Annotated in this window: 26 protein-coding genes, 1 tRNA gene and 1 other RNA gene; 12 read left to right on the top strand and 16 right to left on the bottom strand. The window is 38.0% G+C overall.

Annotated elements, in window-relative coordinates; genetic code table 11:
- Positions 1 to 4: 4 nt before the first annotated feature.
- The 4 genes from L1994_RS10295 to L1994_RS10280 all read right to left on the bottom strand — a co-directional run bounded on the left by L1994_RS10295 (position 5) and on the right by L1994_RS10280 (position 4872).
- Positions 5 to 2014 (bottom strand): methyl-accepting chemotaxis protein, encoded by a 2010-nt coding sequence (locus L1994_RS10295; protein WP_278099352.1) that lies wholly within the window; start codon positions 2012 to 2014, stop codon positions 5 to 7.
- 269 nt (positions 2015 to 2283) lie between these two features.
- Positions 2284 to 2733 (bottom strand): hypothetical protein, encoded by a 450-nt coding sequence (locus tag L1994_RS10290; RefSeq protein WP_278099351.1) that lies wholly within the window; start codon positions 2731 to 2733, stop codon positions 2284 to 2286.
- Between the two features lie 304 nt (positions 2734 to 3037).
- Entirely contained in the window at positions 3038 to 3625 is a 588-nt protein-coding gene (locus tag L1994_RS10285; RefSeq protein WP_278099350.1) for a nucleic acid-binding protein, read from the bottom strand.
- Positions 3625 to 4872: a nucleotide-binding protein gene (locus L1994_RS10280; protein ID WP_278099349.1), complete on the bottom strand. Its 1248-nt coding sequence runs from the start codon at positions 4870 to 4872 to the stop codon at positions 3625 to 3627. The genes L1994_RS10285 and L1994_RS10280 overlap by 1 nt, the downstream gene beginning before the upstream one ends.
- A gap of 395 nt (positions 4873 to 5267) precedes the next feature.
- Between L1994_RS10280 and L1994_RS10275 the strand changes: the two genes are divergently transcribed.
- Complete coding sequence (locus L1994_RS10275) at positions 5268 to 5459, top strand: DUF1858 domain-containing protein (protein WP_278099348.1); 192 nt, start codon at positions 5268 to 5270, stop codon at positions 5457 to 5459.
- Between the two features lie 129 nt (positions 5460 to 5588).
- Here L1994_RS10275 and L1994_RS10270 read toward each other — a convergent pair whose 3' ends face one another.
- Both L1994_RS10270 and nrdD read right to left on the bottom strand, forming a co-directional pair.
- A complete protein-coding gene (locus L1994_RS10270) occupies positions 5589 to 6560 on the bottom strand; it encodes an adenosylcobinamide amidohydrolase (protein WP_278099347.1) in 972 nt (323 codons plus the stop codon).
- Complete coding sequence (gene nrdD, locus L1994_RS10265; RefSeq protein WP_278099346.1) at positions 6557 to 6919, bottom strand: anaerobic ribonucleoside-triphosphate reductase; 363 nt, start codon at positions 6917 to 6919, stop codon at positions 6557 to 6559. The genes L1994_RS10270 and nrdD overlap by 4 nt, the downstream gene beginning before the upstream one ends.
- Positions 6920 to 7047: 128 nt before the next feature.
- Between nrdD and L1994_RS10260 the strand changes: the two genes are divergently transcribed.
- Positions 7048 to 7323: a hypothetical protein gene (locus L1994_RS10260; RefSeq protein ID WP_278099345.1), complete on the top strand. Its 276-nt coding sequence runs from the start codon at positions 7048 to 7050 to the stop codon at positions 7321 to 7323.
- Between the two features lie 524 nt (positions 7324 to 7847).
- Here the strand turns inward: L1994_RS10260 and pyrF are convergent.
- Both pyrF and L1994_RS10250 read right to left on the bottom strand, forming a co-directional pair.
- Entirely contained in the window at positions 7848 to 8483 is a 636-nt protein-coding gene (pyrF, locus tag L1994_RS10255) for an orotidine-5'-phosphate decarboxylase (RefSeq protein ID WP_278099344.1), read from the bottom strand.
- 1 nt (position 8484) lies between these two features.
- Entirely contained in the window at positions 8485 to 9426 is a 942-nt protein-coding gene (locus tag L1994_RS10250; RefSeq protein WP_278099343.1) for a deoxyhypusine synthase, read from the bottom strand.
- A gap of 251 nt (positions 9427 to 9677) precedes the next feature.
- Between L1994_RS10250 and L1994_RS10245 the strand changes: the two genes are divergently transcribed.
- Entirely contained in the window at positions 9678 to 10235 is a 558-nt protein-coding gene (locus tag L1994_RS10245; protein ID WP_278099342.1) for a HEAT repeat domain-containing protein, read from the top strand.
- 52 nt (positions 10236 to 10287) lie between these two features.
- On the opposite strand, the gene L1994_RS10240 is transcribed toward L1994_RS10245, so the two are convergent.
- Positions 10288 to 10359 (bottom strand) — tRNA-Ile (locus L1994_RS10240).
- A 337-nt stretch (positions 10360 to 10696) separates the two neighbouring features.
- On the opposite strand from L1994_RS10240, the gene L1994_RS10235 reads away from it, so the two are divergent.
- Positions 10697 to 11080, top strand: a complete 384-nt coding sequence (locus L1994_RS10235) for a YigZ family protein (RefSeq protein WP_278099341.1) — start codon at positions 10697 to 10699, stop codon at positions 11078 to 11080.
- Positions 11081 to 11192: 112 nt separating this feature from the next.
- Here L1994_RS10235 and L1994_RS10230 read toward each other — a convergent pair whose 3' ends face one another.
- Both L1994_RS10230 and L1994_RS10225 read right to left on the bottom strand, forming a co-directional pair.
- The gene (locus L1994_RS10230; RefSeq protein WP_278099340.1) at positions 11193 to 11810 is read right to left on the bottom strand and encodes a class I SAM-dependent methyltransferase; all 618 of its coding nucleotides are present in this window, start codon (positions 11808 to 11810) and stop codon (positions 11193 to 11195) included.
- 264 nt (positions 11811 to 12074) lie between these two features.
- Entirely contained in the window at positions 12075 to 12479 is a 405-nt protein-coding gene (locus L1994_RS10225) for a hypothetical protein (RefSeq protein ID WP_278099339.1), read from the bottom strand.
- Between the two features lie 244 nt (positions 12480 to 12723).
- Here L1994_RS10225 and hxlB point away from each other — a divergent pair, with 244 nt between their 5' ends.
- From hxlB to L1994_RS10205, 4 genes are all read left to right on the top strand, one after another.
- Entirely contained in the window at positions 12724 to 13344 is a 621-nt protein-coding gene (hxlB, locus tag L1994_RS10220) for a 6-phospho-3-hexuloisomerase (RefSeq protein ID WP_278099338.1), read from the top strand.
- Between the two features lie 171 nt (positions 13345 to 13515).
- Complete coding sequence (locus L1994_RS10215; RefSeq protein ID WP_278099337.1) at positions 13516 to 14637, top strand: hypothetical protein; 1122 nt, start codon at positions 13516 to 13518, stop codon at positions 14635 to 14637.
- Positions 14638 to 14650: 13 nt separating this feature from the next.
- Positions 14651 to 14965, top strand: an RNA gene (ffs, locus tag L1994_RS10210) — signal recognition particle sRNA.
- A 16-nt stretch (positions 14966 to 14981) separates the two neighbouring features.
- A complete protein-coding gene (locus tag L1994_RS10205) occupies positions 14982 to 15929 on the top strand; it encodes a malate dehydrogenase (RefSeq protein ID WP_278099336.1) in 948 nt (315 codons plus the stop codon).
- Between the two features lie 307 nt (positions 15930 to 16236).
- On the opposite strand, the gene L1994_RS10200 is transcribed toward L1994_RS10205, so the two are convergent.
- Genes L1994_RS10200 through L1994_RS10190 form a run of 3 tightly spaced genes read right to left on the bottom strand, consistent with a single transcriptional unit; the run spans position 16237 to position 17396 of the window.
- Positions 16237 to 16497 carry an elongation factor 1-beta gene (locus tag L1994_RS10200; RefSeq protein WP_278099335.1) on the bottom strand — a complete coding sequence of 87 codons (261 nt, stop codon included), beginning with the start codon at positions 16495 to 16497 and terminating at the stop codon, positions 16237 to 16239.
- 2 nt (positions 16498 to 16499) lie between these two features.
- Complete coding sequence (locus tag L1994_RS10195; protein WP_278099334.1) at positions 16500 to 16661, bottom strand: zinc finger domain-containing protein; 162 nt, start codon at positions 16659 to 16661, stop codon at positions 16500 to 16502.
- A gap of 45 nt (positions 16662 to 16706) precedes the next feature.
- Entirely contained in the window at positions 16707 to 17396 is a 690-nt protein-coding gene (locus L1994_RS10190) for an amino acid kinase family protein (protein WP_278099333.1), read from the bottom strand.
- Between the two features lie 41 nt (positions 17397 to 17437).
- Here L1994_RS10190 and L1994_RS10185 point away from each other — a divergent pair, with 41 nt between their 5' ends.
- Entirely contained in the window at positions 17438 to 19147 is a 1710-nt protein-coding gene (locus L1994_RS10185; protein ID WP_278099332.1) for a phospholipase D-like domain-containing protein, read from the top strand.
- Positions 19148 to 19254: 107 nt separating this feature from the next.
- Here L1994_RS10185 and L1994_RS10180 read toward each other — a convergent pair whose 3' ends face one another.
- Positions 19255 to 20106: a class I SAM-dependent methyltransferase gene (locus tag L1994_RS10180; RefSeq protein WP_278099331.1), complete on the bottom strand. Its 852-nt coding sequence runs from the start codon at positions 20104 to 20106 to the stop codon at positions 19255 to 19257.
- Between the two features lie 105 nt (positions 20107 to 20211).
- On the bottom strand, positions 20212 to 20703 hold the full coding sequence (locus tag L1994_RS10175) for a DUF367 family protein (RefSeq protein ID WP_278100843.1): 492 nt from the start codon (positions 20701 to 20703) through the stop codon (positions 20212 to 20214).
- Between the two features lie 30 nt (positions 20704 to 20733).
- On the opposite strand from L1994_RS10175, the gene L1994_RS10170 reads away from it, so the two are divergent.
- The 3 genes from L1994_RS10170 (at position 20734) to L1994_RS10160 (ending at position 24832) form a co-directional block, all read left to right on the top strand.
- A complete protein-coding gene (locus tag L1994_RS10170; RefSeq protein ID WP_278099330.1) occupies positions 20734 to 21582 on the top strand; it encodes a nucleoside 2-deoxyribosyltransferase in 849 nt (282 codons plus the stop codon).
- 449 nt (positions 21583 to 22031) lie between these two features.
- Positions 22032 to 23372: a histidine kinase dimerization/phosphoacceptor domain -containing protein gene (locus tag L1994_RS10165; RefSeq protein ID WP_278099329.1), complete on the top strand. Its 1341-nt coding sequence runs from the start codon at positions 22032 to 22034 to the stop codon at positions 23370 to 23372.
- A gap of 26 nt (positions 23373 to 23398) precedes the next feature.
- A complete protein-coding gene (locus L1994_RS10160; protein ID WP_278099328.1) occupies positions 23399 to 24832 on the top strand; it encodes a response regulator in 1434 nt (477 codons plus the stop codon).
- Positions 24833 to 24892 lie beyond the last annotated feature (60 nt).

Below are 24892 nucleotides of genomic sequence, written 5' to 3'. Positions count from 1 at the left end.
TTTATCAGACTTTCATTTTTCCTAAAGAGTCTCCAAGCTCTTCTGAAAGGGAAGTGACTTCTAATATTGCGCTGTTAATTTCTTCGACAGCGGCGTTTGTCTCTTCAGAGAGTGCGGCAAGTTCTTCAATCTCTTTTCGTGAAGTTAGAGTTATCTCACTGCTCTTTTCTGAGTCAACAACTATCTGATTTGTGATGTTTGCCTGATCTTCTATTGCACGTGCAATCTCACCCATATTGACAGTCACCTGCTCTGCGCCGGAGACAATCTGGTTTAATGAGTCAATTGCGGCATTTACACTTTCAACACCTGACTCTACCTGAGTGTTTGCCGATTTTATCGATACTACTGTATTTTCGCTGGTTTTTTGCAGTCTTGTTACGACATTGTCAATTTTTTCGGTTGCGTTTCTGGCATCTGTTGCAAGGTTTTTAACCTCTCCTGCGACAACTGCAAATCCGCGTCCGTGTTCGCCGGCACGTGCGGCTTCGATTGCGGCGTTTAACGCAAGCATATTTATCTGGCTTGTTATTTCATTTATGAGTTTGATTACGTTGTTTATCTCAAAGAGCTGTTTGTTTAAATCCTCAATCTCATTTACACTTTCGTTTGTGATATCTGCAACTGAATTCATTCTTTCTGTTGCTTCGAGTCCGAGATTTTGTGCATCCTTTCCCATTCCTGATACTGATTTGGCCTGGTCCAAGACTTCCTGTGAGGTGCTTGCAATCTCTTCGTTTGATGCAGAAAGATCTGAAATTGAGCGTGTGATATTTTCTATCTGAAGCTGGAGTGTACCTGAAAGATCTGCAGATTTCTGACTTCTTAGAGCAACCTGTTCTGATGCTTTCGTAATTTCTGCAGAACCTGATGAAGCGTCTTTCATGTTGTTTTGAATATCAGTCATGCATGATATTGCATCAGAGAATAACTGACTGCAGTGTGCAACTGAACTGTTGTAGTCCTCTTTTAATGATTTTAAAGGATCGCCATCGATTATTTCAAGTCTATTTGTGAAATTGCCGTCTTTTATTGAATTCATCGCTTCTGCGACCTCATTGGCACTTTTCTCTAAAATATCAGCTTTTTCATGAGCTTCTTTCATTAAATTTTCGACTTCTTCCTGTTTTGAGCGGACTTCTGTGATGTCATTGTAGACAATTAATATGTTTACAATATCCCCGTTTGAGTTTAGTATTGGTATTCCGTACTGTTCTAAAATGGCGATGCCGGTTGGGAATTTAACGGTTACAATCCCGGTGCTTCTTGTTTTGTTCTCAAAAACCTTCTTTAGTCCTTCACCTTCTGTGTTTAACACCTCAAAGTCACGAAGGGTCATCTTAAGAAGTTTTTCTCTGCTTATTCCTGAAATAGCTGAATATGCCTGGTTCACAACTCTTATGTTGAAGGATTTGTCACAGAGTATAATGGGCATCGGGTTTTCCTGAACAATAGACTCTGTCCTTTCCTGAAGAACCTTTATCTGGTTCATCTGCTTTTTAATCTCTTCTTCCTCTTCCTTTTGCTTTGTTATGTCATAGAATACAAAAAGACCCATCTCAGTGTTTCCGGACCTGTCTTTAAGAGGCACTCCCTGTTGTTCGACAATAATTTTTCTTCCGTCTTTGAATGTAAATTCAAGGATGGAGGTTACTTTCTTTCCGGCAATGAAGAGATTATCAACTCCGTTACCTTTCAGGGTTTTTATTTTATAATCTGTTGCCTCCATGCCAAGCAGTTTTTGTCTTGTCTCACCCATCATCTTTTCATATGCGGCATTGACATCAATTGCCCTGAAGTTTTTGTCAAGCAAAACCATTGGAACCGGATTTTGCCGAATCATCATCTGAACATTATCACACGTGCTTTTTGAGTCAATAAGAAATTCAATAGCAGTGTTTATTGCTTCTGCAAGTTCTTTGTACTCTTCTCCGACTTCTTCTGAATTTATTCTTACAGAATAGTCTCCTTCTAATGCTCTTTTTAAAATTTTAGATATCAATCCTACACTCATCTATTCCACCCTACTATCCCCATGTGGAAAGCAGAAACTTTTTTTAATTAGTTCTGCTAATGATATAATTCTGGATACACCCCTATAAAAAGAATGTTATTTATTCCCACCCTTTATTTAACAAAAGTAATGTATTTTTTTTAATTTTTAGAAATATTATTCAATAAGACGTCAATATTTTAAACAATATTTCCAATCATTATTTTCAAACAATATTTTTAGAAGTTTTCATATTTATTTTTCAGTCTGTCCGGTTAAAATTAAAAGTCTTAAAAAAGTCTGTAAATGAAGTAATTATTAAAAATTCTTTCTTTTTGATCATAATCTGCCAGAATATTCGCCCTGTTTCCAAGCTGAAGCATTTTTTCGGCAAGAATCTCTGTTCCACAGGTTTTATCAACCAGTTTTGTAATCTCTGCATTTATTTTTCGAATTTCTTCAGTTGATATTTTATTCAGTGCATCTGCCGGATATGAGTCGATGTCAAAGTATGAAAAGATTGATTCCAAAGAGATAAGCCACATGCGTGATTTTATTGCCCTTCTTGCAGCAACGTTTGCTTCAATGTCTGTAAGGACAAGATATGCCCGGTTTGGACCGTGATAAAGTGCCCTGAATGAATAAAGGGTTCCTTTTGACTCGGTGATTTTGTCAGGCGATACCCGTAGGTATTCAGAAAGGACTTTTTTTTTGTTTTCAAGTTCACGTCCTGATGACATTAATTTCCCATTCCCGAAAGCCTTTTTTAAAATTAGACTTCTGAAGCAAATATTCTATCTGAATGTCATATGAAATTTTCAATTTAGTTAACATCCGGATAATACTGTTTCCTGTATTCTTATCAGTCGGACTTTTATTTTATATTAGGCATTCTTTTCTTTTAAATTTTAAAAGGGGTGCTGTTTTAAAAAAACTTAAACAATATGAAAATAAGAAAAAATTAATTTGTGAGAGTTTTAAATGATTTTAAAGGTTTTTAAAAATTTAAACCTTTTTTTAGCTTTTTTACTTTTTTAGGCTTTTTTAAATCTCTGTTCTTACGAGAGCTTCGTATGCCATTTTTCTAAAGACGTTTTTATTAGTGTTGTAGAATTCGTTTGCTTTTACTGAGTCGTCAGTCTCCCCAAATTTGTCAAGACGGTTCAGTGTTGCCTCTGCCGCATCATCAACCCAGATTTTGGTTGTTTCGATATCGGTTTCAGATATATTCTCTACTCTGACTGATACAAAAACAGAACCGTCCGGTGTTTCACGGACAATAGGTTTTCCAACAACTGATACATATGCACCTGCTTCAATCTGTGAGATTTTTAGCATTGCCTCCTGCTGGTAGCTTCCGGCGTTGATAAAGAAAATTCCTGTCGGGTCTGTTACACGTGCGGTGTAAAACGGGTTTTCATCACCTTTCCTTTCTTTTTGTGTCATCTGACCGCAGAAGAATATCCTGTTGCATCTCTCTCCAGTTGGAAGCATGACATAAACCGGACTTTTTTCGTCTTCGCCGTCTTTGAACTGAAGTCTTGTCTCACGGAGTTCTGATGCAAAAATGCGTTTGGCAGGCTCTCTTATGTACTTTCTCTGGTTGTTTTTTTCCGCTCTTTCAGGTGTCATTATAAATCAACCTCCATATCCGCCCTGTCAGCGCGGTTAATAAGAGCAGTGTGCTTCTCACTGTCAAAACCAAGTGGTTCACAGCTTTTTACAAGAATTGTTCCATCCATATCATTTCCACGACAGCTGAAGTACCTGCCCATTAAAATATCCTGCATTCTCATGAAGACATCGTCCATTCCAAGAGGATTGTTCTCCGCTATCTCAATTGCTTTTTCAAGAGCAATTCCTGTTATTTTTTCAGTCTCTTCTCTTTGAATGAGGACGTTTGTTGCCGAATTTCCATCGTCCAAAACGCCGGTAATCCTTAAATCGTATCTGAATTTATTCTGAATTTCATGAATGGGGCAGAAATTCTGTCTGTTTAAAACGCGACTACATCCTTCTACAGGGCATCTTTTTATAAGACCTGATCCCGGTCCTAAATTGATGAAGGCTCCGGTAATTGTTGTTTTGCCGCCGGAAACTTCTATATCTGCACCTTCATCTTCGACAAACATTGTGCCTGTAAGATTAAGTGAGATTCTTCCCTGGTATTCATCCACACCTGCATAGTAGATATTGTAGACCTTTCCTTCCTCAAGTCTTGTATTATTAATATCCTTCCATGTCACAAATTTGGCTGTTCCTGATTCATCACCAAGAATTCCGGTCTGGAAAATTCTCTCATGCCGCGGCTCCCAGTCCTGGATAACTTTGACACGCACTGTTGCAACGCCCGGTTTTAACTCCGATATTCCAACAGGGTCTGGCATCACAGAAACTTTGTCTTCTATTTCTGTAACTGTGGTTCCTGAATGAATTTTCATGCTTGGAGATCCGCGATATTCATCAACAGTTGCGGATTCAAGCCTGTACCATTTGCCAACTTCCATCTCCTGACAGTCTGCCTTTGCCCAGACGACAAATCTTATTGCGCCTGAATCATCGGCGATGATTCCTGTCTGTGCCATGGATGGTGAAGGCGGTGTTGAAAGCGATACTATTTTTCCTTCAACTGTAACCCAGTCTCCGGGGTTTGCATCTGCGATATCAATGATATCCGGATTGCCTCTGTTCTCCTGGCTATTTAAATTGAGTTCGCGTATAAACTCATTTGTTACTGTTCTTTCAGCCTCTTCAACCGGAATTCCAAAGTCGGATATTAGCAGATTCAGTTTGGACTGTATCCTTTCAATGTCCACACTTGCGCCTTTCTCTTCTATTTTCCGGGAGATTCTTTCTGTTACCTGAGGATCAATGTCCATATTTTTCACATCTCCGATCAATAATCAGCACTTATCAAGTATATAATTTTATTAGCGTGCAGTCCGAAAGTGAAAATTAAAATGAAAAATCATAACTCAGGCTTAAAGATAAAAAAACCCGGACACTCAAATGTTGTTTTATGTTCAAAAGTAGTTTTTAAATTCAAATTTAGTGTTAAATGAATAGTTTATAGAATAAATGTTTCATGCAAATTTTCGTGTAATACCTGCATGATGATTAGCGTTTTTTCTCATACAAAAACAACCAAATCTTTCTGGAATTTCTATAATAATAGCAAATAGAAGTCTGATATATATATTTATACATGAGGAAGTTTCCTGATGCATGTTTTTTTAGAATTTTTTAAGTACATTAAATGCCAACATAGATAACTATGGTATTAACAGCAGACAGTCCTTTAACAGAATTGCTTCAGGAAAATCCAAAAGCGGCAGAGATATTGATGCGCTTTGGCATGGGATGTGTTGGATGTGCACTTGCTTCAGGAGAGTCAATCAGACAGGCCGCCGCAGGTCACGGGATTCCTCTTGAAGAACTCTTAGACGCACTTGGAATTGAACAGTAATACTGAAAGTAGAAAAAAACATTATTAAAGCAGTAAAAAAGCAAAAAATTAAGCTTAAAATCAAAAATCTAATTTATTTTTTTATTTTCTATGCTGTATTTCGGATTAGATATCACACATTCTGTTAGTTTAAGATTCAGTTAATTTAAGGTTTAATTCCCGTGCTTTAACTTTTAGTGATTCTAGTGAAATATCCGGGTTTTTAAGGTAAATCTCTACTATCTCCGGATAATGATTCAGGAAACATCTTTTGCAAGACCATATCTTTGCCTTTTTTTCAGATGAGATGAACCATTCTCCAAGCGATTCGTCTTTGCAGGGGTAAAAGGGGCAAAAGCAGAGTAAACATCTTTGCCCGTTAAAGTGGCAGGGATAATATTCACAGTTCTCCTTCTGCCAGAGTGTCATCTTAAATCCGCCTCTTGTGCTGAATACAAAAAATGACGGTTCTTTTGCATGAATTATCTCTTCATGTCTTTTTATTGCCTCAGGAATACCCATTTTGACGCATGTATAAACTTTTTTTCCGCAATCGGTATAAGTTCCTGCATATTCATGAATAAAATTCGTTGATTTATCCGGTTCTGCCTCAATTTCGCTTTTGAGAGATTTTTCATCATTTTCATTATTTACATTATATCTGTCATAGAGAACAACAACCTCATCAGTAGTTGTTCCGGCAAAATCATAGCCCATAGAAAACAGTGCATCTGCCTTGGCCTCGGTTGCGGTGATTATCATCTCTAAAAGAGCACCGTCTGATAAAGGCTCTCTTGAATGGATAATTATATTTATTGTGTTTGGCCCTTTTGGATTTGGATTTGAGACTCCGGCTGTGATGAAGACTGTGATATAATCATATGAAAAAACGCACAGGTTTTTTATCGGAACGGCGGTGAGCATTCCAAAAAAATTATCACTATATCCTTTATTTTGAATTATTTCGCGCAGGCAGACGTATGGATTGTCATGACTAAAATTCCTGGGCACAGTATGGTTAATAACTGTCTCTATATCTGAAATTCCGCCTTTTATACCTGTGCTGGCGGCTTTAAAAGAGCCTCTTATAAAAAGAGTATTGTCTGAAATAAAATATCTCATGCGACGTTGTAATGTGCACGATCTTTTAATTCCTGCTGTTTGCCCTGGTTCCATCCGGCAACATCGGCCAGGTAGCCTGTCACTCTTGAGACCTGTGAAACATCATGTGAGCCGCACTCCGGGCAGACGGGCTGGCCGCATAACGGGCAGTACTCAATCTTTTCAATAATTGAGTGCTGGCAGTTGCAGTGATCAAGCGGACACATAATCTCAAGATTTGTCTCGCCGCAACAGGGGCATGGAGTATCTGTGACCACATGGTGGCAGGTGTGGCACTTGTAACGCCTCTCCTCGACTGGAATCTCCTCAAGTGATTTGTATTTTTTGGCGGTTTTGAGTTGCTCTTCAGTCCATATCATGCATTAAAATCTTCTGCATAGAAATTAAAGGTTTTGTTGGCGGTAGAAATACTCGCAGATGAAATCGAAGTTTCACGAACGATTTTATCCATCACTCTTTTATCTTTTGCATGGAAATCTAATTTATAATGGCAAAAAAATCTTCTTCTGCAGATTTCGATGAGGATATGTCAGGCATTATGTTTGACGGAGAAAAAATAGATATTCCAAAAATGGATATGATTTTTTATGCAGTATACAAAAAGGGCATATCCTCCCGTGACGGGCTGAAAGATGAACTTCTCTTTGAAATTGAAAAAGCAGGTTTAAATCCTCCTAAAGGAAAAGAGGATGATTTTGGCTATGCTCTCGTTAAAAAATATAAAATGACGATGGAAAGAGGCAGTTCAATGGATTTTTACTGATTTGATTCTAAATAATTAATTAAAACAGTTAGAAAAAACACAGGTAAAACCGATTAAAAAGTCACTTATTCAATTGGTTAAATAAATATTGTTGGAATATATTGGAAAAAAATTCAGTTCAAAAAGTCTGATAATTCAGGGAAGCGACAAAATAAGCCAGCAAAGCAAAATTAAAGGAATCAAAATTAAGAAATCCAAAAATCTCCACTTTCTAAATTGAGAAAACAAATTTAGGTTTAAAAGAATTTCAAAATCTGAAAATTTTTCTTTTTTTACGGTTTTAATTTTTATTTTCAATTTTTATTTTTTTGGTTTTAATTTTTATTTTTTTGGTTTTAATTTTTATTTTTTTGACTTGTTTGAAATTTTGGATAGTTTGAATAATTTAGAATTATTCTGAATAATTTTGTATTGATTTAATATCGCCTCAGGCGACTCATAGGGTTCATCACTGCCTGTATGCCTGTACTTACGTTAAGTAATACTGGAAATAATACCGGCTTATTTCAGAACGGGTCATCTCATCATCGGCGAACGAAAGCAAATTTTTCAGCTTCCTTTGCAGGATTTTCAGAGTTATATATTGAGCGTCCCACTATCATTCCGTCAATTAATGGTGCAATTTCCCTTGCATCTCCGCCCTGTGCGCCAACACCTGGTGAGAGAATTTTTTTATCTTTGATAATGCTTCTAAGCGCTTTCACACGCTCAGGTCTTGTTGCAGGAGCAATAATGCCGTCTGTTCCGCAGTCAACTGCCATTTGCGCTATTTTTTCTGCAGTTTCGCCGGAGAGGAATTCAAGTGCGCCCGGATGGCTCATCTCGGCTACGACATAGCATTCTCCGCCGGCGTTTTCCGTGGCCTCAACAATAGCCTTTAGTGAATCACTTCCGGCAAATCCATGTGCAATTATTGCTGAAAAACCGGATTCAAAGACATGCTCTGCAATAAGCCGGTTTGTGTTAGGAATGTCTGCGACTTTAAAATCTGCGATAAGCGGCAGATCAAACTGTGAAAGTTCTCTTGCAACAGAAAGCCCTGCTCCTAAAACAAGCGGGTATCCAAGCTTTATTGCATCAAGATAAGGATATGTCTCTTCTGCAATTTCAAGCGCCTCTTCCCGTGTCAGCACATCAAGTGCAAGTATAAGTTCGGTCATTTTATTTTTCAAGCCTCTCTAGAACTGCGGCAACAAGCAAAGGCATGTTTATAGAAGCGTCTCCATAGACTGTCTGTGAGGTTGCCTCTTCTGTAATTTTTCCCCATGATTTTGCCTCATCAAGTGTCGCACCGGACAGTCCTCCAAGGTCAGGTCTGTCTCCGGTAAGCTGGACTGCATAGTCAAAGCCTTTAGGTGTCATAAGCATGCTCTGGAAGATATAATTTTTGGGAACTCCTCCGCCGATGAGCATTGCGCCTGCCTTTTTTGCCTCAAAGCAGGCATCAAGAAGTTTGTTCATATCGGCAAAGGCATCAATTGTAACACCGCCTGTCTGGTTAAAAAGCCAGTACTGAAGACCTATCATTGAATCCTGAATTGCAGGGCAGTAGACCGGAATGTTCTTCTCAGCCGCTGTTGCAAGTATTCCTGTGTTTAGATTATCACCAATTAAACGTGTTAATTCCTGAATTGAGTATTTTTTTCCTTTTTCAAGTTTTCCGAAAGTGTCCTGGAGGAACTCTTCGAATTTGACAAATGCATCGCTTGGAAGATATACATCATATATTCTGTTGATCTCTTCTTCACGGAGAAGAACATCATCGCAGATCTCTGTTCCATGATAATGCCTACATCCTATTGCCTCTATTGTATCATGTGTTAAGTTTGCCCCTGTTGAGACCAGAATGTCTATATGGCCTTTATCTATCAGATCAGATACAATTCCACCCATTCCTCCGGGAACCATTGCACCGGAGAGTCCAAAGAATTTTACTGTATCTTCGTCCCGGAGCATATTTTCATAAATGTTTGCCGCACGCCATAGTGATCCTGCATTGTATGCACGTGATTTGCCAAATTCTTCGATAAGTTCGTTTACGGTCATTCCCGCTCTTACTTTTGCCTGTATGACGGGTGTGCCGCAGATATCATCATGATTCATAGTTTAGAATATGCCTCTTTTTATTGCTCAATAATATTTGTCCTTATAAGCGATAAGTGTTAGAGAGGTATTTAAAAAAACGTTCATGAAACAAATTTTTCATGGACTTTTTAATGAAAATCATAATTTGATTTTCATGGTAAACATAAAAAAAAGCCTGGACTCTTTTTTTTACAGGAGGGATTATTTATTATTTAAATGATTTTTGCACTAAATTTAAGAAGTTTCATGTTCTATCTGGATTTATCCTGATGAGTTCGGAATATGAAAAAAAATCAGAAAGGCTTCGCGCCGAAAGAGTGCGAAGGGAAGAGGAAAACTTCTGGATATACATAAAACAGCTAAAGGATATTGGAATTTCATACCGTGTGAGGGCCGCAGAAGCGCTTGGAAACTATGGCGACCCCCGTGCCGTTCCTTATTTAATCGAATGTATTGAGAATGAAACAGATTCCGGAGTATTGTATGTTGCTGTAAATTCAATCTCTGTATTTAAGGACAAAAGAACAGTTATTCCTTTAATTTCACTTCTTAAGTGCGATGATAAGTGGGTAAGACGCGGGGCGGCAAAAGCACTTGGCGCTATTGGTGATAAGGAGTGTATTGGACACATTCTTCCGTTGCTTTCCGATTCAAACCCAAAAATACGCGCATCTGCCGCAGAGGCAATAGGTCTTATGAGTTATTGGGATTTTGTCGATGATGTAATTCCTCTTCTTAATGATTTGGATGCAGATGTAAGAATGGCGGCAGGAAAGGCTGTTAAGATGCTTGGCCGCGGTGATCTTGCAGATAAATCAGACAGATAATTCAGATAAAAGCACCCTATAAAAATGAAAAATGCGATAAAAAGAAATGTGATGGGCCTGATGCGATTCGAACGCATGACCGCCCGGTTATGAGCCGGGCGCTCCACCACTAAGCTACAGGCCCTTAATTTTTAGTGTGCCGGAATTAGAATACAAATGACTCAATGGGGGGCATTTGATCAAAAGTATTCATTAAATCCGGCCATGCACAAAGGTTGTGCAATTATATTTGGGCCGGTACGGATAAAAAGATTTTGAACCGGACCTGTAAAAATTGCTTTTTTTTAAATTTCTAAATGAAAATTACTTCATAACTTACATGAAATCTTACATGAAATTGTTTGCATGAAAATAATATCATGAACGTTTTTGTGAAACAAATGCCAAAAAGAAATGACTAATTCAAGCCTGGCATATGAAACAAAAAAGTATCTTTATTGTTAATTTAATAAATCTCTTTAATGCAGGAGTTGTCAGCAGTAAAGTATGAAGAGAAAAAATCCCGGTTTTATGCACATCTCTATCTTATTGACTCTCCGGATGAATTTTTTGAACTTTTAGTAAGGCATCAGAAATTATACAAAAAGGCGGCACATCACTGTTCTGCAATGAAATATGAAGACAAAGAAGGAAGAGTTTTTTCTGAATCCAAAAATGACGGAGAAGTTGGTCATCCCGGAAGAGTGCTTTATTCAGTTCTTGAAAACAACGGCCTTTTAACCCATGCAATTATTGTATCAAGGCTTTTTGGCGGTATAAAGCTTGGGCCCGCAGGTGTTTCACGCGCATTTCGAAAGAGCGGTGTTTGCGCTGTAAAGCTTTATCTTGATAAAAAACGTCCATGATAATTTTTTTCATGCTAACTGTTTCATGTAAGTTACGAAGTAACTTTCATGTAATATCCTGAAAGTAATGGCCTCAATCTGTTACTGGATATTATCCGGGTTTTTTTAGATATTATTTCTCAAAAACAGCGTTAATTTCAGCCCTTTGGTAATCTTTTCCCTTTATTTTAAGAGGCCATTTTTCAGTCTGTATGAATTTTTCATTTACCTTTGAAAGGAGGTTTCTTACTTCATCTTCGGAAAAAAAATGAGTTATAATGCCGTTTTTATTCAAAAAAGTATTATCTTCCACGAAAGTTTCTTTTTTGTTTCGCATATCTGAAATTTCAAATTCAACAAAATGCAGTTCTCCGCCTGATTTTAGAACCCTGATTAGTTCACCGGCGATAAAATCCCTTTTTTTCTTTTTGGAATGACCTGTTATATGCCGGGCAAAGACCAAATCAAACACTTCATCCTTAAATGGAAGATATGATGCATCGGATACAAAAATGTCAGCATTGAAAAAACCCGGAGAATTTTTCCTTGAAAGAAGGGCGGCTTCTTTTGAGAAATCAAAAGCTGTAATATCCCAGCCGGTCTCTTTCATCGAAGCAAGTGTTTTTCCATTCCCGCATCCGGCCTCAAGAACTTTTGTCCCGGAAGGGTATTTCGGAAGGCTGACACTTCCTGCCCAGATATTTTTGCACAGCCTGTAGTGCTCATCCCAAAAGACCGGTGATTCATTCATTTCAGATATATTAATTTGGACTTTTGAGGATTTAGCATTCACTAAAAACGTCCATGAAATTTTGTTTCATGAAAAAAAGTTTCATATCAGTTTCATGTAAGTTATAAAGTAACTTTCATGCAAATTCAATTTGAATTTGATCTAAAATCCAAATAAAATCCAGATCATTTCATTTTATTTCATCAACGCTCTTTAAATTATCATTTAAATCATTACTAAGATTGACATTCAAATTATTATTCAAATATTATTTGAATTATTATTTTACACCGCAACCCATGGTGAGATGGGACTTTGGTATGATGTAAGAACCTTTGCCGGTTTTGATTCTATCTCTGCAACAGATGAGTATGTGCTGTGGCCGGAAAGTATGTTTTTGATAGCACCTGTTGAAATAGTGTATCTCTTTCCATTCTCAAGTGTCAGATTTACTGCCTTTTTTGATCGTGATAGTGACATTTCACCTGTTTTGACGGTTAAGTGTCTGCCCCAGTTCTGTTTTATTCTCCAGACAAATCCGGCATCGCCGGTGTACAAAATCCTTCTGAGATCGCGGACCAAAACCGCATATGTATTCTTTGAAATGCAGATCTCGAGGATTTGGTGTCTGTTGCCCTCATAGTCGAAAGCCGGATAACCTGATCTCTGGATATAGCCTGCCTTTATCATTACTGCACCTCTTATCTCTGAATTAATCTTTCGTATATAAACAATAATGCCGTGCGCGGAGTGAAAGTGAAAAGGAATTATAAAAGCCGGCCTTTTGAAGACGAAATATTTTTTTACTGCTGTATTTGATTTAAAAAAAGAAGATTGTGTGTTTTATTTAAAAAATGGAAGTTTATATGTCCTGCTTTTTTGTATTTTTAAAAAGACGATAATTCAAGTACTACCTGCAATAAAATTTTTACTTATGTGCGGGTGTGAAATTCCTCATGTTAAAGACAGCATGCGGCTGATGATAGAGGAAGTCGCCTCTTTGATAGATAAGATGTCTGATGAAAAAACAGAAGAGTTTCTATCGGAGCTTGTAAAGGACAGGACAATATATGTTGCAGGAGCGGGCCGCTCAGGGCTTATCGGCCGTGCTTTTGCAATGCGTCTTATGCATCTTGGTCTTGACAGCTATGTTGTTGGAGAGACAGTAACTCCTGCGATGGAAAAAGGAGATCTTGTTATTCTTTTTTCAGGGTCGGGTGAGACAAATTCTGTTGTAGATATTGCAGAGACTGCAAAATCACTCGGCGGATTTATATGCCTGATAACATCGCGTGAAAAATCCAGGATTTCTGATATTGCCGACTGCAAAATTGTTCTTCCCTCAAAACCGCCAAACGATACCGAATGGCCAAATACGTTTGAAGTGAGACAGCTTACCGGCGGATACAAATCACTCTCGCTTCCGCTTGCACCATTGGGGACGCTGTTTGAGACTTCAGCAATGATTTTTTCAGACGCAGTCGTAGCATCTCTTATGGAGATGAAGCACTGCGGAATAGAGGATGTAATAGGAAGGCTTTCAAACATCCAGTAAAATCCGGGAAAAACCTTGGAAATCAAAAATATTAGACAATACTACAATCAATAAAGATATTAGAAAATACTAAAAACCAATAAAAATATTAGAAAATACTAAAATCAATAAAAATATTTAGATAATTCGGGCAAAAAGAAATAAGATAAATAATATCATTATATTTTTTTAATGCCTGATAGTTTTAACAGAACAGATGCGGCAGTGTGTCCGATCTGCGAGAGTTTTGACTGCATAAAGGACGCAGAAGTTGTTATATCATCCATAGATACTGTTTTTCAAAAATGCCCTTCATGCAAAACCGGGATTTTGGAAACACACAAACCACCACCGTCAGAGATTAAAGAACCATGCCCTGACTGTAAAAAGAGGTTTATAAATGATGTAATAGCGCACTGTTACAATATTTTAAAAGAAAATAATGACATAAAAGACACTCTTCCACTTTCAAAAACAGGGATTCCTCTTGTAACACCCGGATTTGCGATGAGAAATCCGCCTTTTCTGCCAAAAAGAAGTCTTATACTAATCACTCCGTATGCTTCTTCCCAATCAGCGAAGAGAATCGTAGATGAAGTTTTGGAAGTTAAAGGTGTAATAAAAGACAAACTGGTAATTCCGGGCTTAAATACCAACTCAAAAAATGATTTTTCCCGTAATAAATTAAAACCTGAAAAAAATCCCGATTCTGAATTAATAAGTCATACAAACACCCTTCTTGCCGGATGTGACGTCAGATGCGATATCTTTCATGCAGGAAGAGTTCCTTTTGTGATATATAAAAATCAGTCGATGATGCATATTGAATTTCCGCGTGGTTTTTATCCAAAGATAAATTCCGTTGGCGAAAATGTGCGAAGATACCTCCCCCACACATTTATTGATGCATGTTCGGGCGCGGGAACGCTTGGGATTTCTTCAGCGCTTTTTGGGATAAACAACGTTATATTCAATGATCTGTGGTATCCGGCGGCATACTGGACAGGAATGAATCTCTATTCAAACAGAAGGGTTCTTGACATTGAAAAATGTGAGTTTTATCTTTCATTTGATGAACTAAAAGAGAAATCCGGCGTAAAAAAGCCTGTTTGTGCCTGTCATTTCAGCGGCCCGTTCACCTCATTTGATGTTTATTTGGGAGATTACAATATGCTAAATCAGCTCGGCTCTCCGCCATTATGGGAAGGCACGCTTACAGCTCTGGATTTATTTGGCAAAAATGACCCTGACAAACTAAAAGATGCGGTTGTCAGCTGGAAGGCAAAGACAGGTGGTGATGCTTTTATTCCATGAGTCCCCATTTATATTGGGGACTAGTCCGGGTGGTTAGGCGTCACCTGTTACCTGAAACCGCCGTTATGCGGGGGACGAAGTTTGAAGAGCGGCTTTGGCGACCTGTCCTGAGTGCATCTTCCCCGACTGCGAAGCCTTGTCCTGTGAGATCAGCGTAGAGCAATTGAGATTCCGGAGGGAATTGATACCTTTTATTGCGGGGACCGGTTCAGGCCCGGAAGGGAGCAGACTTACCGTAAGCGTCTGGTGCCCACAGGGGTTGCAGGGTGGAGAAGGGGAAATGCATAAAGTTCAGGCACGTAATTCCCACCTTCTTACGTGTCCCTGTTTTTTTGGTGGGGTTAATGGCAAAAGTAACCATTATCGGTGCTTCAGGCAGAGTAGGTCAGTTTGCTGCGTACTCAGTGTCGCAGATTCCTTTTGTGACAAAGATAATTCTTTTTGGAAGAGAAGGAAATGAAGATGTGCTTGAGGGCACGAAATGGGATTTTATCGATTCATTTGCGGCCCTTGGGAGAAATTTAAAGCTATTCTGGAGTGTTGATCCAAAGGAACTTAAGGATTCTGATATTGTAATAATAACAGCCGGAATTCCGAGGTGCAATGGTCAGGACAGACTCGATTTGGCAAAGAAGAATGCAGATCTTATCAGAATGTATGCTGAGATGATCTCCAAAAACGCTCCTGAAAGCATTATTTTTGTCGTATCAAATCCTGTTGACATAATGACTGCAGTAGCATTGAAATATTCAGGATTTCCACAGAACCGTGTTTTTGGTCTTGGAACACACCTTGACTCTATGAGGCTTAAATCATTTGTTGCAAATCATTTTCAGGTTCATGTAAGTGAGGTTCACACCCGTATTATCGGTGAACACGGAAACAGTATGGTGCCTTTGTGGTCGGCAACAACAATCGGAGGAATTCAGATAAGTAATCTTCCGGCATTTGCAAGCCTTCCAAAAGAAGAGATGGTTCACTGGGTAAAAACAGCAGGCTCACATATAATCGCAAAGAGCGGAGCCACTGTTTACGGTCCGGGTGCGGCGATTGCTTCGCTTGTAAAAACTGTTCTTGGCAATGAAAACAGAATATTGACAGTTTCAGCCTACATTAAAAGCGAGGTTCATGATATTGGAAATGTCTGCATAGGCGTCCCTGCAAGGCTTAACCGTATGGGAGCATTTCCGGTGCCGATAAGAATCTCTGAGGATGAGGTTAAAAAATTTCAGGAATCTGTTGAAAAAATCCGAATTGTAACAGCCGAAGTAATAGAAGAGCTTGAAAGCTGAAATACATAACTTACTGCATGTAACTTCTGACTGTGATTATTTGCTTTTATAGACTCCTGAATCAGTATTAATTATATGCTGTGAAAAAAACCGACTTTGATTTTTACAAATTTTGATTTTTGCAAATTTTTAAATAAAGGTTAAAATTTAAGTGAGATTTTTTTTTAAGTAATGTTTAAATTTTGAAGTGAAAAAAATATTTGGAATCTGAAATTCCAATATCTGTCTTTGAAAATTTTTTAAATCTGCATTAACAATTATCTGTTAAGGCAAATTCATCAAAAAATTACAATTCGTAAAAAAAAATTTATGTAAGTGTAAGAGATACAATCTCAGCACTCTGGACGCCTTTTATAGATGCAAGAATCTGTTCTGCCTCTTCTGATGCGCCTGCCTCGCCGTCCGGTATTACAATTGCAACCTTTAGTGCAGATAATCCAAATCCTATTGGTTCTGCCTGCATATCCTGTGTTCCGGGATACTTCTCCTTGATTGCCGCTTTTAACTCCTCTAAGTCAACATCCGGAGATTCCGGCATGACCTTTACAATAATTGCTACGTCACCCATTCTTATGGCCCCTCATATCCGCATTTCTGGCATGTATAAGGAATGCTCTGGTGTCTGCATCTGTGGCATCTGTAGATTGGCTCGCCGCACTTTGGGCAGGCGAATTTTGTCCATCCCGGCTCTGAAAGAGGTGCTTTGCACGATGTGCATTTTTCTGTCTGCATATTCTTTTCTCCTAAAATTATCTTATAAATTCGGCGTATTCGCACTTAAAAACTTCCATGGATGTGAGTTCCTGAAAAATTCTTCCCACTTAAAAAATCAACCAGAATCTCCGGTTTTCTGGCATTTAAAATCCATGTGTTTATTCTTTTCTCAAGAAGGAACTTAATCAAAAATGAGTCAACCTCTTCGCATGAGAAATCTGCGCAAATATCTGTTATCTCTTCTAATAGTTTTGAGTTGTTTGTGATACCGTCTACTGATTTAAGAATTAATAGATCTGATGATAATCTGTCAGCAACCCACGCGGCAATTGAGTCTGATGTTACATCCCATGAATGGGGAAGAGAGTCAGTCTCTTTCAAAATTTTGTATGGTAAAAGAACATTTAAATCCGCGTTAAAATCGTATGCTCTAAGATTATCTGTTGTAAAAACACCAAATGATGATATGTAATATCCAAACTGCTCCATTGCAAGAATTGCCATCCAGTGGGCAGCGTCAGGGTCTGGATCTATCTCTCTTACAGAGTCTGCAAAGATTCCTCCTCCCGGAACTATCAGAATTTTTCTTCTTGTTTTTTTCAGGATATTTAAAATTCCCTCTATTTCGTCCAGCAGACTTCCGCCAATTTTTACAACAAGGATTTTATCATTTAAACGGAGTAATTTCTCTTCAGAGGTCTCTTTTTCTGAAGAGTTAATTTTTTTCAACCGCTTTTTTTTGTTTTCATTCACTTCGCCAGATATAATACTTAAAAAGTCATAATAACTTCTAAATGAAGACCGGCAGAATTTTTTTTAAAGCAGTTTTGTCTGTTTTCTTAATTTTTATTTTAGTCTGCTCTTCGCAGGCATTTTTGATTACATCATTTTGTCCTGATACCTGGCTAAAAGGTGAGGGTGATGAATTTTTTGTTCTTTCCGGAACTGGAAGCTTAAATGGCATAATGGTATCAGACGGTGAAGGAAGTGTAAGGTTTCCTGAAAATTCGTATTGTTCGGGCTTAGTTGTTGTAGCCCGCGAGGGAGAAGCGTATGAAAAGATTCACAAAAAACCTCCTGATTATGAGATGTATGACACAAGTCCGGCAATTCCTGATGCAATAAGAACCGGAAATCTTCAGATGGGAAACAGCGGCGATGAACTGACGCTTTACAAAAACAGCAAAGTCATTCAGACTGTCTCCTGGCCTGGGGATGTCTCAAAAGGAGAAGGAAGAGTTCATTTTTTAAAAGACGGCATCTGGGATGCCCGTCCGTATTTTATTGGGCAGTCGGAATTTTCACCGGAGACTTTTGAGGATGTGACACTCACTGCCTTTGTATCGCCTGACTGTTCATATGAAGTCTTAAAGGATGCCGTTTTGGATGCAAAATCAGATATAAAACTTAATGTCTATGAATTTACAAGCCCCTATATCGCCGAAATTCTGAAAGGAAAATCAAAAAGCGGGGTAAAACTTACTGTTCTTTTAGAAGGAGGGCCTGTTGGAGGAATATCTTCTGATGAGAATTATGCAGTGTCAGAAATCACAGGTGCAGGAGCGTCTGTATATTCAGTTGAGACCGAAATCGGGCCTTTTCATACACCCTACAGATATAATCATGCAAAATACATGATAACCGATGATGAAAATATCCTTTTAGCAAGCGAAAATTTTGGTTTAACCGGATTTCCGCCGCAAGGAAAAACCGGAAACCGCGGGTATGGCGTTTATGTGAATGACAAACAGACTTCGGAGTATTTCAAATCTGTCTTCGAAGAGGACATAAATGGCGGATGGGTCGGGGCTTTCACTCCCAAAAGAGGAAGTCTAAGTCCGGATGAGGAGTCTTTGAAATCTTTTTCTCCGGAATTTAAGCCTGAGGTTTTTACGGGCGTTTTTTTAACTCCTGTTATCTCTCCTGACACAAGTTATCTGATTGAGGATATGATTTCGAATGCGAAGTATTCTGTTGATATAGAACAGGCATACATCAAAAACTGGTCAACAGGGAAAAATCCCTATCTTGAGGCCGCAATTGACGCGGCAAGGCGTGGTGCCAATGTCAGGATTCTTCTTGATTCGTACTGGTTTAATACAGAAGGTGACCTGGACAACGATGAAATGGCTGAATATATAAATTCGGTTGCAAAATCAGAAAATCTGCCGCTTGAAGCAGGCCTTGCTGATTTAAACCGCCTTGGAATTGAGAAGATTCACAACAAGGCAGTAATTACTGACGGCGAATCTGTTCTTATAAGCTCTGTCAACTGGAATGAAAATTCGCCTTCATATAACCGTGAGGCAGGAGTTATTCTCTCCGGCGGGAATGTTTCAAAATATTACAAAAAAGTCTTTGATTATGATTGGGAAAGAAGGCAGGGTGCAGAAAGCGCAGTTTTTTCAGGTTTGTCTGAAAATGACGGATACGGGGCTAAATGCCTGACAGGGATTATTGTAATATTTCTTTTTGCCGTAATTTATCTGGTTCGAAGACGATGAGATAAATGATGAAATACTTGAGATAAATGATGAAATACTTGAGATAAATGATGAAATACTTGAGATAAATGATGAGATACTGTGATAAAAGATGAAAAACCTTTTTTTTAGTTTTGACCTGTTTTCGTTTTGACATTCCACCACATACAGACGCGGTTTGAACTTCCTGTAATCTTAATTTTTTCTGAATTGTCTTTGTATTTTGATTTTAAAAATTCCAGGACCTGTTTTTTATCAAGTTCATCAGTCACAGAATGTCTCTGGCAGATTTTTTTGCATGCCTTTTCTACTGAATCAAAAGAGTCTGATACCTTAAGGGAATATGTTGAAACATCCGGATATATTTTAAGATCTGATAAGATTGCGTAGAGAAGATCTGCTTTTGGTCCCGGATAGAAGTCCTTTGATTTTATGCCCTTCCAAAATTCCTCAAATTCCAAATCATCCCATGAAAAACTGCCTGCAAACCAGAATATAAAAACACGTCCTTTGCAGACCGAATTCATCTTTTTAATTTCTTCAGCGATATCGGGGATTGAAATTGAAAATGATGCAACAACAATGTCAAATTTATTCTCACCCAGTTCTTCTTCTGATACATCCTCCCATTTCTTTTGAATGACGCTTATGTTTGAAAGATTCTCTTCTTTTGCCCGTTCTAATAAAACTGTGCACATCCCAATAGACGGCTCTACTGCAAGCACCTCTTTTGATATTTTAGCAGCCGGGATTGCAATTGTACCGGGCCCTGAACCTATGTCTAATATTCTGTCATCTTTTTTTGGATTAATCAATTCAAGCTGGTTTAAAGGTCTTTTTTTATCCCTTTTTGTCCTTTCCCAATATTCACGTGCATGCTCAACCGATTCCCATTTAATGCGGTTGTTGGTCTTTTCATCGTTTTCAAAAACCTCAAGCATCATCTCTTTCCAGATTTTTTCGTATGGTATTTTATCCATCTCAATTCTCCTGTATTTTTATTTTTTATCGCGAAAATTCTAAAAGAATTAATTCAGATCACGACTTCCATATCAGCCGTTCAGATCAGTGGTTTCAGACCGGTATTAGTAATAGTAAGACTGAATCTCAAGAATTTCAGAGGAGTCTTTTGCACCGGCGTACTCTTCTAATGGTTTTGCATTCACCTCAAGGAATCTAAGACCCCAGTTAAACTTTGAAAGAATTAATTTTGCCTGTTCAGCCTCGCCTAGAATATAGAGAGCCGCCGCAAACGCTTCAACTGAGTTTAGCATAAAAGGTCTTCCGAAATGACCCGGATTTGCTGCAACCAGAAACGGGAGCGCCCGTCTTTTGTGCCATCCGTCAATGATTCCGGTGTTTAAAGTCTCCCATGTGCAGTCAAGGACTGTGAGAGATGGTGAAATTTTATCCGCCGGCGAGAGCGCCTGAGGTGCAGTAGGGTCAAGCATCAGAGTATTTTTTGGTATTGAGGTGACCCTGGGATAAATTTTGACAAGTCTGAATTTTTCAAGCTTTTTGACAGAGCAGACTTTCGGGTTACAGCTGTTATCCCGCCAGGCCAGAAGCGGTATCATCATTATATTGTGGTAACCAAAATCCTATCAATGTTTATACTGATGTGCCCGTGCATAAAAGACCCCCGTCTTAGAGCAAGAGGAATCACAACGCAGTCCGATATAAGGGAATTTTCGGCCTGCATCAGGCGTTGTGAGGATTTTTCAGTTGAAATTGTCTGTCTTCCATGCCCTGAGACAATATATCTTGGAAAGAACAGAGAACCTGGAAGTTTTCTTGAGAAACTGAATACAAAGGAATTTGCAGAACTTATTGAGAGGCTTTCTGAGGATGTTAAAAAATTAATTGATGAGAAGGGCGAGCCTTTGTGCATTGTCGGAGTTGATTCATCTCCATCATGCGGTGTTAACAAAACATATTATTCTGATGTTAAGGAAAACAAAAGAGGCGCATTTTTAGAGAAATTTAGCAATATCTCTGCATTCGATGTTTCAGAGTTTTCAAAGTATAAAATTTATCTGGCGGCACCTCTGTTTTCTTCTGCAGAACAAAATTTTAATGAAAAGCTTGCAGGAATTCTTCGTAAAAATATGTTTTTGGTCCATCTTCCACAGGAGATTGGCGATAATAAACCTATGAGGGATGAATTGCAGAACAGAAAAATATTTGACGAAAATCTTCGTGCATTAAAAGAGGCTGATATTGTAGTTTCGGTAATAGATGGTGCGGATGCGGATTCAGGCACTTCATGGGAGATGGGTTATGCATATGCCTGCGGGAAGAAGATTGTCTCTTTAAGAACAGATTTTCGCCGGGTTGGTGCATCGGAATGCACAAATCTCATGCTTGAAGAGTCATCGATTGTTGTATCTTCGGCAGATGAGCTTTTATCTGTTCTTAATCCGCCCAATGTGGCAAAATTCAGCAGAAAGAATTGAAAATTTATTAACAAAATCAGTTTTTGATGCAATATTTTGATGCAATATTTTGATGCAATATTTTGATGCAATATTTTGATACAATACTTTGATACAATACTTTGATGCAAAAGTAATCAAAATTTTGATACAGGATACCTGAATGGTAAATATTTGGTTAAATTTGGTTAAATTTGATAATTATTTATAAGAACCTGATAAAAATTTGATAAAAACCTGATAACAATTTAATACAATTCTATTTTTAATTAAAGATTTTATTTTCTAATATGGTTTTCATTTTTAGTCTTTGGTCATTTTCAGTCAAAGGTGATAATTATTTCATTATCTTTTAAAAATATGGGATATTTTTCTAAAATGTGGTGATATATGTTTATTTTATTGTATTGACCCTCCTGACCGCAAAGGTTTATCCATATTAACACTCTAAATACATCTTCTGGCGGCTTATGGCGGAAAATTCTCAGAAATATATGAATCTGGGCAGTCACTGGATTTTTATAATTCTAATTCTGACCATAATGGCCTTTGCTGTTAATTTTATTGCTTTTGTATTTGAGATTACATACTCTGTTGCAAATTTGTTTTTGATACCGGTAATTGTTGCAACTTTTCTCTATCAGAAAAAAGGGCTTTTATACACCTTTGCTGTGATGATTTTGTATCTGTGCTTTTCATATTTTTTGTCTCCACAGTCTGTAAATCTTCTAAACGCCGGTGAACATGTAATTGTAATGATTGGAATTGCTCTTATCATTACACTGTTAAGCATTGCACTACATGACAGTGAAAAAAGATACAGGCTTTTATTTGAGACCTCTCCTGCACCTTTTATTGTAATTGATGGAAAAGGAGCAATTACAGATGTAAACGAAAATTTCCATGAACTTTTCGGCTACGAAAAAGATTCTCTTGCAGGAAAAAATATCAAAGAGCTTGATTTTATTGCAGAAGAAAGCAGACCTGAAATTGAGAAATACATCCACCAGATTAAAAGCGGTGAGACGCAAAAAAAGCCCTTTTTGGTTCACATTGAAGATGAAAAAGGATTCATACATACATGCCGTTTTTTTTCAAACACTCTTTATGATGAATGGGGCGAGACAGAGATGAACATGATTGCCCTTTTGGACATAACTGATAATGTTATCGCAGAAAAAAGGATAAAACTCTCTTTAAAGGAGAAGGAGATGCTTTTAAAAGAGGTTCATCACCGTGTCAAAAACAATCTCCAGATAATTGTAAGCATACTAAAGCTTCAGCTTAACAGGACCTGCGATGAACAGGCATCTGAGACCTTAAGAGACTGCCAGAACAGAGTATATTCAATGTCTCTTGTGCATGAAAAGATGTATAGATCAGACAGTTTTGCAACAATTAACATAAAAGAATACTTAGAAAGCCTCTCAAAAGACATTGTGATGCAGTATTCAGGAATTATGGGAAGAGTCAGTGTTGATATAACAGCAGAAAAGGACTTAAATTTTGATCTCGATACAATTGTCCCCTGTGCACTTATTACAAACGAACTTTTGACAAATTCCTTAAAATATGCATTTCCAAATAAAGAATCAGGCCATATAAGTATAAATTTTGCAGGAAAAAAACCGCCGTACATATTCACATACAAAGATGACGGGATAGGAATGCCTGTGGATTATGACCCCGAAAAGACAAATACTCTTGGAGTAAAGATTGTCCGATCTCTTGTCAGACAGCTAAGGGGAGAAATGGAAATTAAGAGTAATGCCGGAACAGAAATTATCATAACTTTTCCGAGTGAGAAATAATACGCTATTAATGAAGGGTGAATTTTTTGGCCACTAATAAAAAGATCCTTATTGTCGAAGATGAAGGAATTGTTTCACTGGAGATAAGGGAGACTCTTGAAAACCTTGGATATATTGTGGTAGGGGAGGCCAGATCAGGATTAGAAGCAATAGAGATGGCAAAGGATAAGACTCCTGATCTTGTTTTAATGGATATTGTCCTTCAGGGCGATATGGATGGAATAGAAGCGGCAGAGCGGATATATACTCTTTACAATATCCCTGTAATTTATCTTACATCCCATTCTGATGAAGCTACACTTAAAAGAGCCCTTAAAACAAATGCATTTGGATATCTCATAAAGCCCTTCAACGACCGCGAGTTATACAGCAATATTGAGATGACGCTTCATAAGCACAGGATTATGAAGAATGTTGAGCCTGCCGAAATTATAGACTCTACTTTAACACTTGTGTCTGATGCTGTAATCTCAACTGATACACGCGGAAATATTACAAGAATCAATCCATCAGCAGAATCCCTGACAGGATGGTCACGCGGTGATGCGCTGGGCTTTGATATTTTCACAATTTTTGAGCTTGACAGAGAAAAAATAATAGGACTTATGGACTCTGTCAGGATGGATAATTTTGAGAAACGAAATCTTCTCTCGTGGGTTGACGGGCTTTTGCTTAAGAAAAAGAACGGGGATATAATATCTCTTTCCTTAAATATAGGTTTTGTCAGGGGAAATAAGATTAATCCGGATGAGTTCTTCTTTGTTTTAATACCTGACAGCCTGGATGACAATTGTACTCCGGAGACTCTTGAGAGGTATTACAGGATTGTCTTGGACGCTATAGGCGACCCTGTATTTTTATCAGATTCTGATATGAAGATTGTTCTTTATAATCAGGCGTTTTCAGATCTCTGCGGAGTTTTGGGAGTTGATTTAACAAACCTAAATAATCCCGTGTATGAGATTTTGCCTCAGGATATTTTTGGCGGCCGGTGGGATTATGAGGAGATTTTCAAGACCAAAACCGCATATAAAAAAGAGAGGTCATATAAAACTGATAAAAATACACGTTATCTTACAATTGAGACAATTCCACTATCTGACGGAGATTCCATCACACATGTTGCAGTGGTTTCAAATGATGTTACATGGGAGAAGGAGATGGATGAGAGGGATGAAAAAATTGCACGAAACTTTAAGGCTCACAGCAAAAATGCAGAGGAAATAGCAGATCTATGTGCACTTTTAAAACAGCCTCTTTCAAGGATTAGAAGAATTGCAGAAAAAAAGACTTCTCCTGAGAACAGGGCAATCATAAATGAAGTTTCAGAGATGTCTGATATACTTTTTAATATTGATATGAAATGGCTCAGATATGAACAGATAAAAAATTATTTTGATGTGAGAGGCGGGTCTGTTCCTGAAGAAAGTGAGGAAAAGGAGATTACGATTCCTGATTAATTCATATTTTTATTAATTCATAATTTTGGGAACTCATATTTTTTAATTCCTATTTTTTTA

Source organism: Methanomicrobium antiquum, assembly GCF_029633915.1.
Taxonomy (GTDB): Archaea; Halobacteriota; Methanomicrobia; order Methanomicrobiales; family Methanomicrobiaceae; genus Methanomicrobium; species Methanomicrobium antiquum.
This window is presented reverse-complemented; position numbering and strand designations above follow the sequence as displayed.